At 59.0% G+C, this 13,049-nt stretch carries 13 protein-coding genes; 12 read left to right on the top strand and 1 reads right to left on the bottom strand.

The genetic code is table 11. The annotated features are described in order from the left end of the window. Window positions 1-10 precede the first annotated feature (10 nt). The 3 genes from OIL77_03510 (at window position 11) to OIL77_03500 (ending at window position 2,613) form a co-directional block, all read left to right on the top strand. The gene (locus tag OIL77_03510) at window positions 11-874 is read left to right on the top strand and encodes a phosphatase PAP2 family protein (protein HJI44486.1); all 864 of its coding nucleotides are present in this window, start codon (window positions 11-13) and stop codon (window positions 872-874) included. 45 nt (window positions 875-919) lie between these two features. Next, on the top strand, window positions 920-1,945 hold the full coding sequence (locus tag OIL77_03505; GenBank protein HJI44485.1) for an aminotransferase class V-fold PLP-dependent enzyme: 1,026 nt from the start codon (window positions 920-922) through the stop codon (window positions 1,943-1,945). A 77-nt stretch (window positions 1,946-2,022) separates the two neighbouring features. After that, a complete protein-coding gene (locus OIL77_03500) occupies window positions 2,023-2,613 on the top strand; it encodes a GNAT family N-acetyltransferase (GenBank protein HJI44484.1) in 591 nt (196 codons plus the stop codon). A gap of 21 nt (window positions 2,614-2,634) precedes the next feature. Here OIL77_03500 and OIL77_03495 read toward each other — a convergent pair whose 3' ends face one another. Continuing rightward, window positions 2,635-3,357: a GntR family transcriptional regulator gene (locus OIL77_03495; GenBank protein HJI44483.1), complete on the bottom strand. Its 723-nt coding sequence runs from the start codon at window positions 3,355-3,357 to the stop codon at window positions 2,635-2,637. Between the two features lie 205 nt (window positions 3,358-3,562). Here OIL77_03495 and OIL77_03490 point away from each other — a divergent pair, with 205 nt between their 5' ends. From OIL77_03490 to OIL77_03450, 9 genes are all read left to right on the top strand, one after another. Then, window positions 3,563-4,555: an SIS domain-containing protein gene (locus tag OIL77_03490; GenBank protein ID HJI44482.1), complete on the top strand. Its 993-nt coding sequence runs from the start codon at window positions 3,563-3,565 to the stop codon at window positions 4,553-4,555. Between the two features lie 231 nt (window positions 4,556-4,786). Beyond that, a complete protein-coding gene (locus tag OIL77_03485) occupies window positions 4,787-5,869 on the top strand; it encodes a DMT family transporter (GenBank protein ID HJI44481.1) in 1,083 nt (360 codons plus the stop codon). Window positions 5,870-6,051: 182 nt separating this feature from the next. Then, window positions 6,052-6,975, top strand: a complete 924-nt coding sequence (locus OIL77_03480; GenBank protein ID HJI44480.1) for a PTS mannose/fructose/sorbose transporter subunit IIAB — start codon at window positions 6,052-6,054, stop codon at window positions 6,973-6,975. Window positions 6,976-7,011: 36 nt separating this feature from the next. After that, entirely contained in the window at window positions 7,012-7,806 is a 795-nt protein-coding gene (locus tag OIL77_03475; GenBank protein ID HJI44479.1) for a PTS sugar transporter subunit IIC, read from the top strand. 13 nt (window positions 7,807-7,819) lie between these two features. Further along, window positions 7,820-8,653 carry a PTS system mannose/fructose/sorbose family transporter subunit IID gene (locus OIL77_03470; GenBank protein ID HJI44478.1) on the top strand — a complete coding sequence of 278 codons (834 nt, stop codon included), beginning with the start codon at window positions 7,820-7,822 and terminating at the stop codon, window positions 8,651-8,653. Between the two features lie 199 nt (window positions 8,654-8,852). Continuing rightward, window positions 8,853-9,836, top strand: coding sequence for an SIS domain-containing protein (locus OIL77_03465; protein ID HJI44477.1), 984 nt, complete (start codon window positions 8,853-8,855; stop codon window positions 9,834-9,836). 160 nt (window positions 9,837-9,996) lie between these two features. Then, window positions 9,997-10,626: an HAD family phosphatase gene (locus tag OIL77_03460; GenBank protein ID HJI44476.1), complete on the top strand. Its 630-nt coding sequence runs from the start codon at window positions 9,997-9,999 to the stop codon at window positions 10,624-10,626. Between the two features lie 355 nt (window positions 10,627-10,981). After that, complete coding sequence (locus OIL77_03455; protein ID HJI44475.1) at window positions 10,982-11,989, top strand: YitT family protein; 1,008 nt, start codon at window positions 10,982-10,984, stop codon at window positions 11,987-11,989. Window positions 11,990-12,209: 220 nt separating this feature from the next. Further along, window positions 12,210-12,929 carry a GntR family transcriptional regulator gene (locus OIL77_03450; GenBank protein ID HJI44474.1) on the top strand — a complete coding sequence of 240 codons (720 nt, stop codon included), beginning with the start codon at window positions 12,210-12,212 and terminating at the stop codon, window positions 12,927-12,929. The last annotated feature ends 120 nt before the right edge of the window (window positions 12,930-13,049 follow it).

Genomic DNA, 13,049 nt, shown 5'->3' with positions numbered 1-13,049 from the left:
AAAGGAAAGCATGTTCGGATACATCTATAAGAAAGATGTCGCCATTATCGCGGTTGTCCTGTGTCTTTGTCTGGGCGTGGGCAGTTTCTTCGATTATCAGATCTCGAGCGCGCTGTTCAATATCGGCAGCATGTACGGTCGCTTTGTCGAGGCGGCCGGTGAGCTGCCGTTCGAGCTGACGGCGAGCATCGCGGGCGTTATGCTCGTGCGCGCGGTGCGTCCCGACTCCAGGGGGAGCAAATGGCTCGCCGTGCTCGGCATCCTCGTCAACGTTGGCCTGACCGGCTACGAGATCGTTTCGTCCCTGAGGGTTGGCGGCAAACTCATCGCGGCTCAGTTGGTGCTGACGTTTGTGCTGGTGATTGCTGCTAACTTTATCGTCTATCGTCTCACGCGCGACACCGCGCCCGACGAGCTTATGCGCTGGGCGTTGATGGTGCTGGCCGTGTGGGCCGCTCAAGCCATCATCCTCAACGTCATTGTTAAGCCGCTGTGGTCGCGCCCGCGCATGCGCGTGATCGAGGTGACGCAGGGGCTCGATTTTCAGCCGTGGTGGGTGATTGGCAACCCCGACAAGTGGGCCTTTATCGCCGCCGGCGTGATCAAGGACGGCTTCAAGTCGTTTGCGAGCGGACACACGGCGCATGCGGCGATCGGCCTTATGCTCGCCGGGCTTCCCGCGGCGGCCTTTAAGGAAAAACCGTCGCGCCGCCGGGTGGTCTTTTGGACGGCGGCTATGGTCGCGGCGCTCGTCGCCTTTGGCCGCATCGTGATCGGAGCGCACTTTTTGAGTGACGTGAGCTGCGGCTTTGCCCTGGTGCTGGCGCTTGAGTGCCTTGCCGCGCGCATTGCCTATCCCAACGGCGTACAATAGCTCCGTTTGAATCATCTGGCCGATACCCGGTAAGAGAGGATTGCCATGCTCGCGTTTAACAACGATTATTCCCACGGTGCACATCCGGCAGTGCTGCAGGCGCTCGTCGACACCAACATGGAGCCGCAGCCCGGCTACGGTACCGATGCACACACCGAGCGTGCCAAGCAGCTTATCCGCGAGGCCTGTCAGGTCCCCGATGCCGACGTGTTTTTTCTGGTGGGCGGCACGCAGGCCAATGCGACGGTGATCGATATGCTGCTTGCGCCCTACGAGGGCGTCGTTGCTGCCGAGACTGGCCACGTCGCCTGTCACGAGGCGGGCGCCATCGAGTTTGGTGGCCACAAGGTGCTCACCATCCCCGGCTACGAGGGCAAGATGCACGCCGAGGACCTCGAGAACTATATCCAGGTGTTCTACGAAAACGAGAGCTACGAGCACACGGTGTTCCCGGGCGCCGTGTACGTGAGTCTATCGACCGAGTACGGCACGCTGTACTCCAAGGCCGAGCTCGCGGCGATTCATGCGGTATGCCAGAAGCGCGAGATTCCGCTGTTTGTGGACGGTGCTCGCCTGGCCTATGCGCTGGCGGCCGATGAGTGCGACATTACCCTGCCCGAGCTGGCGCAGCTGTGCGACGTGTTCTACATCGGCGGCACCAAGTGCGGCGCGCTCTGCGGCGAGGCTGTGGTGTTCTGCGGCATGCACGCTCCGGCACATCCCATTCCGCGCATTAAGCAGCACGGCGCGCTGTTGGCCAAGGGCCGCCTGACGGGCGTGCAGTTTGAGGCACTCTTTACCGATGGCTTGTATTTTGAGATTGGTCGACAGGCGATCGAGACGGCCCAGACGCTACGTCGTGTGCTGCACGAGCGCGGTTACCAGTTCTTTTTGGAGACGCCCACGAACCAGCAGTTTGTGATTCTGCCCAACGAGGATATGGCCCGCATTCGCGAGCATGCCTCGATCGAGTACTGGGAAAAGTACGACGATACTCACACGGTGGTGCGCTTTTGCACCAGCTGGGCCACGACGCAGGAGGACATCGACGCGTTGGCGGCTGTTCTGTAGCCTGATGTAATGACAAGGGGCCGCCTTGCGCTGGGTTTGGCGCAAGGTGGCCTTTGTTTTTGAGGGGGAAGGGTTGTATGACCGAGATGTCCGATCCGACGATTCGTCTGGCGACGCCCGATGATGCGCCGGCGTTGCTTGCCATCTATGAGCCGTATGTGCGCCAGACGGCGATTACCTGCGAATACGAGGTGCCGAGCGTTGAGGAGTTCGCCGGGCGCATCGAGCGCACGCTCAAGCGCTATCCGTATCTGGTGATGGAACTGGACGGGCGTCCGGTAGGCTATGCCTATGTGAGTCCGCTCAACAGCCGCGAGGCATACGACTGGTCGGTCGAGACATCGATCTACCTGGCGCGTGATGTGCGCCACGGCGGGCTGGGCCGCAAGCTGCATGACGCGCTTAAGCAATGCCTGATCGCGATGGGTATCACCAACATGTGCGCCCTCATCGCCGTGCCGCACGACAAGGACGATGAGTACCTGACGCACAACAGCCAGGACTTCCATGCCCATATGGGGTATCGCCTGGTGGGCGCCTTCGATCGCTGCGCCCAAAAGTTCGGCCGCTGGTACGACATGTGCTGGATGGAGTTGGTCCTAGCCGAGCGCGTCCCCAACCAACCCAAACCAACCTGGTTCCCCGACCTCCTCAAACCTACCATTTAGGGACAGGTTTATTTTGGCAGGTTAGCCGATGGGCTCGGTGTATTTGGCACGGTCGGTGCGCTGGATGCGCTTGGAGACATGGAGCGGTCGGCCGTCGGTGTCGTACACGTAGTCGGTGATCAGGATCAGCGCCTGCCCGCGCCCAACGTTGAGCAAAAACGCCTCGTTTTGCGAGGCATAGCACACCTCAAAGGTCTTATGTCCCTGTGCCGGCGCGCGATGGAATTCCTGGCGCAGCGTGGCGTAGAGCGAACCGTTGATATCGCGATCGATGAGTGCTTCAAAGCTCGGTGGTAGATAGGTGGTCTCCAGGCACAGCGGCGCATCGTCCAGATAACGCAGGCGGACAAGTTTGACGAGCTTGCTGCCCACGGCGACATCGAAGAACTTGGCCGCATTGCCCGCGGCCTTGGCAAAGCCCGAGTCCACCGTGCGCGTGGTGGGCTTCATACCCTGACCCTGGACCTGTGTCGTGTAGCTCGAAAACACCAGGTTGTTCTCGTGGAGTGCCGGCGTGTCGGCCACAAAGGCGCCACGCCCGCGCTCGGTGCGCACCAGGCCCTCGTCAACGAGCACCTTAAGGGCGTGGCGTACGGTGCTGCGCGACAGCCCCGATTCGTCCATGAGTTCCATCTCGGACGGCAGCTTGTCTCCGCGCGCGTAGGTGCCGGAGGCGATGCGGTCGCGCAGCATGCCCGCCAAGCGCTCGTATTGGGTCAGTCTCTTTTTAGATGAAGCGTTCATGCGATCAACCTGTATCTAACCTGTATGCGTATCTAATCAAGCATGTATTCAATACAACAACAAAACCGCTGGTATCAAGTTATCGAAAACCGTATCAGCAAATTTTTTAAGACAAATATAGCATACAACTAGTCGACATAACCAAAACATGTATGTAACTTGTATGCCATCGAGAGCATCAAACGAGAAGAAAGGCTGATGCACGATGACTACTCAGGAACAGGTTAAGGACGTCGTCTCCCAGGTTTTGGCCGACAAGGCAGACAAGGGCGGCATCAAGCGCGTCGTGTGGATTGGCGCCGGCGGATCCAACGGCGGCAACTATCCTGCCCAGTACTTTATGGAGCACGAGGCCACGCAGGTCGTGAGCTCCAGCTACACCAGCAATGAGTTCGTGCACGCCACGCCCGCCTATGTCAACGAGAACACCCTGGCCGTCGTCGTGTCCATGCGCGGCACCAAGGAGACCATCGTCGCCGCCCAGGTCGCCAAGGACCACGGCGCCAGCACCATCGCCATCTATGTCGATGAGTCCGGCCTCACCGAGGTCTGCGACTACAAGATTCAGTATGACAGCCTGGCCGTCGACGAGTCTTGCATGGGCCGTACCAACTCCGCCGTCGTGACCATGATCGCCATGGAGCTTACGCAGCAGACCGAGGGCTATGCCGAGTATGAGACCGCTATGGCCGCCTTCGACCTGGTTGACCCCATCTATCGCAAGGCCGTCGAGTACACCCGTCCGCTCGCCGCCAAGTGGGCCGAGCAAAACGCCGACAAGCCCTGCATCAACGTGATGGCTCAGGGTCCGCTCTTTGGTGCCGCCTACGTCTTTAGCATCTGCAACGTGCAGGAGATGCTGCAGATCGACTCCTGCACCATCAACACCTGCGACTTCTTCCACGGCCCCTTCGAGATCCTGGACAAGCGCACCTCGCTGTTCCAGCTCATCAGCGTCGGCCGCAGCCGCTGCAACGACGAGCGCGGCATCCGCTTCGTCAACCAGTACGGTGGCGAGCGCGTCTATCAGCTCGACGCCAAGGAGCTCGGCCTCAACGACATCAAGGACAGCGTGAGCGAGTACTTCAATCACCTGATCTTTGCCCCGATCCTCAACAACGTGTACATGCGTGCGCTCTCTGCCGTCACCCACAAGGACTACATGACGCGCCGCTACATGTGGAAGCTGGACTACTAGGGGATAGAGCGGCCTAACAGCTCGATGTCCTCATAAGTTGCGGTGGAATAGTTCCTGCTTGGGGGCTTGAAGCCTCTATTTAGGAACTATTTCACCGCAACCGCCCAGTAATCCGCTGGGGGCGGAGGAAAACGGATCACTTATCCGCTCGCCGATTTGTGTCTTGAAAAATGTATATAACGACTATAACGTAGTATGAAACATATTGGAAACAATACCGAGGAGGCTGCGTTGAAGAAAAGCAATCTGGGCTATGTGCTGGTGCTGATCGCCGCGCTTATGTGGGGCAGCATCGGAATCTTTGTAAACGGCATCTCGGCCATGGGCGTTTCGTCCCAGAGCATGGCTGCCTTTCGCTTGTTGGTCGGAGCGCTTATCTTGGCGCCGGTCCTGATGTTTATGGGCTGCCGTCCGGGTGAGGGGTCTACCGTGGCTCAGGGTCCGCTGGCCCTGTTCAAGGCAAGCCCTAAAGAGCTTGTTCCCTGTGCGCTTGTCGGCATCGTCGGTTTGGCCGCCGCCAACACCTGTTATTACGAGTGCATGGGCGAGGTGGGCATGTCCACGGCCTCGGTGCTGCTCTACACCTCGCCGGTGTTTGGCGTCATGCTCGGCCGCGTGCTTTATCGCGAGGACGTGACCCCCAACAAGCTCGTTGCCATTGTCTTTAACATCGTAGGCTGCGTGCTTGCAGTGACCAATGGCGACCTTTCCGGTTTTCATTTTTCGGTTTGGGGCGTCACGTCGGGCGTGATTGCAGGCCTTTGTGGTGCGTCGCTCGCGGTGTTTAGCCGAATAGCAACCAAGACGGTCCACCCGCTGGCTGTCACGTTTTGGGGCTTTGTTTTTGGCGGTGCGGTTATGGCAGCTATCGCGGCTCCGTGGCCGGATGTCGCCGCGGCAATGTCGCCACAGCTGCTGCTGCTGTTCCTTGGCTTTGGACTCATCCCCACAGCCGTTGCTTACATCTTATATATGCAGGGTCTGTCCATGGGGCTCGAGACATCGAAAGTTCCCGTCGTAATGTCTTTCGAGACGGTCGTCACCGTACTGGTGGGCATTGGTGTCTACGCCGAGCCCGCCGGCGCGATTAAGGTCCTGGGCATCGTGTTGGTGCTCGCGTCCATCCTGATTATGAACACCGACTTCTCCAAGCTGCGCAACAGTGTGTTTGTCGGTCATGTCATTGAGAGCATGACCTTTAAGCCCAACGCGTGGTGGACCGAAAAATCTCAGGACATGGATCTGTTTAAGGAACGCACCGGCATTGCGCTGGAACCCACCGTACAGGAAAGCCCCTGGTACTTCGTGCGATAGGGGATTGCGCGCAGGGTCTGACCTGGGGTTATCCAGCTAGCGCCGGCCTACCCAGTCCAACGTTTCGAGTACGTTAAACCCGTCAACGGTCGATTTTCACCCGCGAACGGTCTTTATACTAATTAGCAATATAAGCAACGTATAAGACGTTATAATGACCATAACGAAAAGGAGGAGGCAAGATGAATCAGATCATTCTCGCATCTCATGGCGGCCTGGCCGCAGGCGCCAAAGACACGCTCGAGATGGTTCTCGGCGACGTGTCGAACGTCCACGTCGTGTCGCTTGCTCGTGACGACAAGGAGCCCATCACCAATAAGGTTGAGGCTATGATCGCCACGTTCAACGCGGACGACACCGTCTATGTGCTGACCGATATGCTCGGCAGCTCGGTCAACAACAACATGGTCGAGCTTTCCAAGAACGGCACGAAGTTCACGGTTGTCAGCGGTTTCAACATCCCGTTGGCGCTCACGCTTGCTATGAGCCCCGCCCCCGTCAAGGGCGCCGAGCTCGCGGCCCTCATCAATGAGGCCCGCACCGGTCTGACCAACCCCAACGCACCGGTCGAGGCCGCCGCGGCTCCCGCCAAGAAGGCCAAGGCGTCCCGTCACAGCTCCGGTCCCGCCAAGATCGTCCTCGCACGTCTTGACTACCGTCTGCTGCACGGCCAGGTCGTCTTTACTTGGACCACCAAGGTTCAGGCCGAGCGCATCATCGTCGTCGACAACGCTGCCGCCAACGATGACATCAAGAAGGGCGCTCTTAAGCTGGCCAAGCCCCAGGGCGTGCGCCTGAACGTCTTCACCGTCGAGCGTGCCCTCGCCAAGATGGATAAGCTCAACACCCTCGGCGAGCGCGTCATGTTCGTCTTTGGCAACACTGCCGAGATGCTGCAGTTCTGTCAGGGCTACAAGCTCGACGCCATCAACCTGGGCGCCACCGCCAACCACGACGGTGCCGATCAGGTCGGCGGCAAGGACAGCTCCGTCTTCCTCGACGCCACCCAGAAGGCCGACGTCAACCAGCTGCTCGACATGGGCATCAAGCTCTATGTCCAGCAGACCCCTACGTATCAGAGCGTCGACATCGACGCCAAGCTGTAATCAACCAGGCTTTTGCCTGACTGAAAGGAGAAGGGTATGAATACGTTCATCAGTGCGGTGCTCGTCGGCCTCGTCGGCGTGTTCTGCATGTGGGACTCCCGCCTGCTCGGTCGTCTTAACTTCGAGCAGCCCCTCGTTGGCGCTACGCTCGTCGGTCTGCTGCTGGGCGATGTGCCCACCGGCCTTGCCGTCGGTGCCGCCGTCGAGCTCGTGTCCATGGGCCTGGTGCAGGTCGGCGCCGCCGTTCCGCCCGATATGGTCCTGGGCGGCATCGTGGCCGCTGCCTTTGCGTGCCTGACCGATGCTTCTGCCGAGACCGCCATGACGATCGCCATCCCGGTCGCCGTCCTGGGTCAGCTCCTCGGCATCGTGTTCCGTTCCATCATCGCCGCCCTCACCCATGTGGCAGATAGCGCGATCGATAACGGAAAGTTCAAGACCGCCTATCGTATGCACATCTGCGCCGGCTCCGGTCTGTACGCCATCATGTACTTCCTGCCGATCTTCCTCGCCGTCTTTGTTGGCACCGACCTGGTTCAGGCCATCGTCAACATGGTTCCCGAGTGGCTGTCCACTGGTCTTAACGTTTCGACCAAGATCATGACCGCCTACGGCTTGGCCCTGCTGCTCACCATGATGATCAAGAAGGGTATGACTCCGTTCCTGTTCATCGGTTTCCTGCTCGCCGCTTACCTCAACCTGTCCGTCATCGCGGTCGCTCTGATCGGTGTGTGCCTGGCTGTCGTCTTCATGGGCTTCAAGTTCAACGGGTCCCATGCAGCTGCCGGTGTCGATTCCGACTACGATCCGCTCGAAGACGACGAAGACTAAGGAGGAACACACTATGGCAACCGCAACCAAGGACGTGTCCCTGAACAAGAAGGTCAGCCAGTTCTTCTGGCGCTCCTGGGCCATCCAGGCCTCTTGGAACTACGAGCGTCAGATGAACATGGGCTTCCTCTACGGCATGGTTCCCACGCTCGACCGCCTCTATCCGGACGAGTCCGACCCCAAGCAGCTCGCTGCTAAGAAAGAGGCTTACCACCGTCACATGGCGTTCTACAACTGCACCCCGCAGACGAGCGCCTTTATCCTGGGCCTCACCGCCTCCATGGAGGAGGAGTACGCCAAGGATCCCGAGAACTTCAACCCCGATTCGATTAACGCGGTCAAGACCTCCCTTATGGGCCCGCTTTCCGGCATCGGTGACTCCTTCTTCCAGGGCACCATTCGTGTTATCGCCTTTGGTCTGGGCGTTCAGCTGGCTCAGCAGGGCTCCATCATGGGCCCGATCCTGGCCATGCTCATCTCCATCGTCCCCTCTGTGCTGATCACTTGGTTCGCAGCCAAGATGGGCTATCAGGGCGGCCACGAGTACCTGAGCAAGCTTCAGGGCGGCGACCTCATGGAGAAGCTCATGTATGTCTGCGGCATCGTGGGTCTTATGTCCGTAGGCGGCATGATCGCCACGCTGATCGGCGCCACCACCCCGCTGCAGTTCGCTGAGGGCACCGTCGTTATCCAGGACATCCTGGACGGCATGATGCCCCAGATGATCTCCCTTGGCCTCACCGGCCTTATGTACTGGCTCATCAAGAAGAACGTCAACACCGGTTGGCTTCTCGTGATCGCCATCGTGGGCGGCATCGCCCTCTCCGCGGCCGGCATCCTGGCCTAGTCGCGACCAAGCGTCTAACCGCTTTCCCCCGGGGGCCTGCCTGGCATCCCATACCCCAGGCAGGCTTCCATCCCCAAAATGCGACAATGGGACAGTCCCTTTGTCGCATCCTCAACGGGCCGGCGACTCGGTCCAAACCACGGTAACCCTGCGAGCGCCCGGCAATGTGGCGCCGCAAAAATTGAAAGGAATGTGTCAGATGTACGAGATCGACCTTAACCTCCCTAAGCAGATCGTCGCTGACGTCCTGTCCAACCACGAGATCCACAGCGTCGCTTTCGTCGGCTGCGGTGCTTCCATGTCCGACCTTTACCCCGCCAAGTACTTCCTGGCCAACAACACGGACAAGCTGAACGTTCAGATCTTCACTGCTAACGAGTTCAACTACGACACGCCTTCCTGGGTCAACGAGCACACCTTCGTGATCACCTGCTCCCTCGGTGGCTCCACGCCCGAGACCGTCGAGGCCAACAAGACCGCCAAGAAGCACAACTGCCCGGTCGTCTCCCTCACCAACAAGGCTGGCTCCGCTCTGACCGTCGACGCTGACTATGTCATCGTTCACGGCTTCCACGCCAACTTCGCTGCCAAGTGCGAGAAGCCCGGCTACGCCATCGCTCTTGCTGTCGAGATCCTTCAGCAGACCGAGGGTTATGACCACTACGAGGACATGATCACCGGCCTCACCAACGTCTTCGAGCTCTGCGAGAACGCCGCTCAGTCCTGCAAGAAGCTCGCCAAGAAGTTCGCCGAGGACTTCAAGGACGACAAGATGATCTACTTCATGGCTTCCGGTGCCTCCGAGAAGATGGCTTATTCTCACGCCGCCTTCCTGTTCACCGAGATGCAGTGGATCGACGCCGCCGCCTACAACACCGGCGAGTACTTCCACGGCCCGTTCGAGGTTTCCACCGAGGGTAAGCCCTACGTCTTCTTCATGTCCGATGGCGCTACCCGTCCGATGGACGCCCGCGCCCTCACCTTCCTTGAGCGCATGGGCGCCAAGGTCGCTCTGATCGACTCCAAGGACTACGGCCTGGCTGACGCCGTGCCCGCGAGCGTCGTCACCTACTTCAACCCGCTGCTGCACCTCGCCGTTATGCGCGAGTACGGCAACCAGATCGCCGAGGCCCGTCAGCACCCGCTGACCATGCGTCGCTACATGTGGAAGCTTTCCTACTAATCACAAGTAAGTAGACCTTACGGGTTGATTGAGAGGGGATGGGGTTTGTGCCCCATCCCCTTTTTTGCTCTGGGGAAGGCGTGTCTGTCGCGCCATAAAACCCCGGATAAAACCTACCAAAATAAACCTGTCCCTTTTTGGCAGGTGGGAGGAGATGCGTATGATCAAGGCAGTGCTGTTTGACATGGACGGAGTGCTGGTCGATACCGAGTGGTTCTACAACCGTCGCCGCGTGGCGTTTATGGAAGAGAAGGGGTTCCACTTTGACGAGATCCCCGATCTTTCGGGGTCTAACGAGCCTGCCATTTGGGAGGCGCTGGTGCCCGACGATGTTGAGCTGCGCGAGCGCCTGCGCGTGGAGTATAAGCAGGTCTACAGCCCGGACCATCCCGTTCCGTATGCCGAGCTGCTCAATGAGCAGACGGAGCCGGTGATGCGCAAGCTGCACGAGCGCGGCGTGAAGTGCGCCATCGCGAGCTCGTCCTATCGCGAGCTGATCGACGAGCTGGTGGGGATTGCCGGTATCGCCGGCGTGCTGGACTACACCATCAGCGGTCACGAGTGCAGCGCGTTTAAGCCCGACCCCGAGATCTACCTGCGTGCCATGGAGGCGCTGGGGGTGGAGCCTGCCGAGTGCCTGGTTATCGAGGATTCGCCTTTGGGGATCGAGGCTGGCAAACGTTCCGGCGCCCGCGTCCTGGCACTGCGTCCGCACGAGGGCGTCAACCTCGATCAATCGCGAGCCGATGCCGTTATTGATAATCTGACCGACATTTTGGCCGCTTTGTAGTGTCAATCCGCCGCGAGAAGCACGGGTTCAAACGTTTTTTGCGGTGGACTGGCTCAATTTGGTTTCGATTTTGATCCGTTTGGCTTCGATTCGGACTAAGTGAGTAGACTTTTTGGCGCAGGCCGAGCACAATGCATATCTTCCTTTGTAAAACCGCAGGTCACAGGGGTGGCGGTTTTGGGTGTGCTCGGCAGATCGTAAAAAGTCTACTCACTTGGAATTTTGCCCTTTGGTCGTGGGGGTTGCTGGTCCCGTTTTGGTTGTCGAGGGAGGTTGAATTGAAGCGCCCCCGCACGCTCCATGCTACAATCGCGGGCATGCCCCACAACCACATCTGCCTTCGAAAGGAGCCTACGTGGCGAACGCCATCGATCAGCTCACGGACCGCGTGCTCATGCTCGGCCGCCTCACCATCGTCCGCCGTGCCATTACTGCCGTGGCGGTCACAATTTCTGCCGTCCTCCAGACATTCCTGATCCAGGCGTTCATTCAGCCCGCCGACCTGCTTCCGAGCGGCCTCACCGGCGTTGCGGTCCTGCTCGATCGCGTTACCTCGCTGGGCGGCGTTCACATCGACATTTCGCTCGGTATGCTCGCGCTCAACATCCCCGTGGCGCTCCTATGCTGGAGCGGCATTAGCAAGCGCTTCGTCATCTTCTCGATGATGCAGGTCGTGCTCTCGTCGCTGTTCCTCAACGTCTTTCACTTCGCTCCATTTTTGGGCGACAAGATCATGCTCATCATTTTTGGCGGCGTGGTCTCGGGTCTGGGCGCTGCCATCGCACTTAAATCCGGCGCATCCACCGGCGGCACCGACTTTATCGCGCTGTGGGTTTCCAACCACACGGGCAAGACCATCTGGGGCGTCATCTTTGGTTTCAACTGCTTTATCCTGGCGATCTTTGGCTTTATGTTTGGCTGGGACAAGGCGGCGTATTCCATCGTGTTCCAGTTTATTTCGACCAAGACCATCGACAGTTTCTATCGTCGCTACGATCGCGTGACGCTGCAGATTACGACGCGCAAGGCAGACGAGGTCATGACTGCCTACGTAAACCATTTTCAGCACGGCATTAGCTGCGCCGAGGTCGTCGGCGGATACAGCCGCGAAAAGATGTACCTGCTGAACACCGTTGTTTCGACCTACGAGAGCCAGGACATTATCAAGTTGGTGTGCGACGTTGATCCCGGCGCCGTGATCAACGTGTTCCACACGCTCAACTTTGTGGGCGGCTGGTGGGGCGGTCATGTCGACGAGCCCATGCCCACGGCCGTTCCCGATCCCGACAAGCCCGCACGCATGGCCAGCAGGCAGGCGCGCCTCAGCGAACAGGACAGCCTGCAGCAGGACGACGGCAAGTAGGGTATTGGCATTTTGCCGGTCCTGCGCAACCCATCCGAACGAGCCCCCCCCGAAAGCCCCGTTGCTTTCGAGGGCTCTCGTTTGCCCAGATAAAACCTACCAAAATGAAGCTGTCGCTTTTTGGTAGGGAGGGTGTATCGTTTTATCAATATGAGGTAACATGAAACTAGACGTTATATACGTATTAGAAATTTAGCTATTTTGATAAGAGTGATCAGATATGCCTGCGCCCAAAAATGCACCGCTTTACCAGCAGATTTATGACGAAATCAAGGATGCGATCGAGAAAGGTGTTTATGCACCCAAGGAGCGTATTCCGTCCGAGCTTGAACTAGCCGAGCAGTACGAGGTGAGCCGTATTACGGTGCGCCGCGCTGTCGAGGAGCTGTGCTCCGACGGCTACCTGGTTAAGCAGCAGGGCCGTGGCACCTTTGTCTCCACGCCGCACATCAATCGCCAGTTTCACGCCTCGACGCTGCAGACGTTTACCGCGCTGTGTGCCGGCAACGGCATGAAGGCCGGTGCGCACGTGATCGATCGCCAGATCGTTCCGGCGCGCCAAAACGAGATGGAGTTCTTTGGCCTGCAGAAGGATGCGCTGCTGCTGCATATCAAGCGCGTGCGTACGGCCGACGGCGAGCCCATCTTTGAGGAGAACATCTTTGTGCCGTTTGATGCCTACCGTGAGCTGTTGACGGCCGATCTTGAGGACAAGTCGATTTTTGCCGAGGTCGAGCGTGTTGGCGGAACGCCGATTGTTTCGGTTGACTACCGCACGGTCGAGGCCGTTCGTGCCAATACCGAGCAGGCGGCCGAGCTGGGCATTGCTCCGCACGATCCGCTGCTCAACCTGCGTGCCGGCTTCACGGGCCCCAATGGCGAGCCGGTCCTGATGGGTAAGCAGTACTACGTGGGATCGCGCTACGTTATGGTCATGTAGCTCTAGTTGCGCGGTTTTCCAAACCGCGCAACGGCTCGACGCTGCAAGCCCGCCAGAGCGGCAATCTGCCTTTCAACTTCGGCGGCATGACCAGAAGGTCAATGCCGCCTCGTTTCAAGG

The organism is Coriobacteriaceae bacterium, from assembly GCA_025993015.1.
Classification (GTDB): Bacteria; Actinomycetota; Coriobacteriia; order Coriobacteriales; family Coriobacteriaceae; genus Collinsella.
Note: the sequence above shows the minus strand (reverse complement) of the source record. Positions and strands in the feature narration are given on the sequence as shown.

Bases quoted from the DNA above. Each gene is read 5' to 3' on its own strand.
- OIL77_03510 (HJI44486.1), top strand. From the start codon at position 11: ATGTTCGGATACATCTATAAGAAAGATGTCGCCATTATCGCGGTTGTC.
- OIL77_03505 (HJI44485.1), top strand. From the start codon at position 920: ATGCTCGCGTTTAACAACGATTATTCCCACGGTGCACATCCGGCAGTG.
- OIL77_03500 (HJI44484.1), top strand. From the start codon at position 2,023: ATGACCGAGATGTCCGATCCGACGATTCGTCTGGCGACGCCCGATGAT.
- OIL77_03495 (HJI44483.1), bottom strand. From the start codon at position 3,357: ATGAACGCTTCATCTAAAAAGAGACTGACCCAATACGAGCGCTTGGCG.
- OIL77_03490 (HJI44482.1), top strand. From the start codon at position 3,563: ATGACTACTCAGGAACAGGTTAAGGACGTCGTCTCCCAGGTTTTGGCC.
- OIL77_03480 (HJI44480.1), top strand. From the start codon at position 6,052: ATGAATCAGATCATTCTCGCATCTCATGGCGGCCTGGCCGCAGGCGCC.
- OIL77_03475 (HJI44479.1), top strand. From the start codon at position 7,012: ATGAATACGTTCATCAGTGCGGTGCTCGTCGGCCTCGTCGGCGTGTTC.
- OIL77_03470 (HJI44478.1), top strand. From the start codon at position 7,820: ATGGCAACCGCAACCAAGGACGTGTCCCTGAACAAGAAGGTCAGCCAG.
- OIL77_03465 (HJI44477.1), top strand. From the start codon at position 8,853: ATGTACGAGATCGACCTTAACCTCCCTAAGCAGATCGTCGCTGACGTC.
- OIL77_03460 (HJI44476.1), top strand. From the start codon at position 9,997: ATGATCAAGGCAGTGCTGTTTGACATGGACGGAGTGCTGGTCGATACC.
- OIL77_03450 (HJI44474.1), top strand. From the start codon at position 12,210: ATGCCTGCGCCCAAAAATGCACCGCTTTACCAGCAGATTTATGACGAA.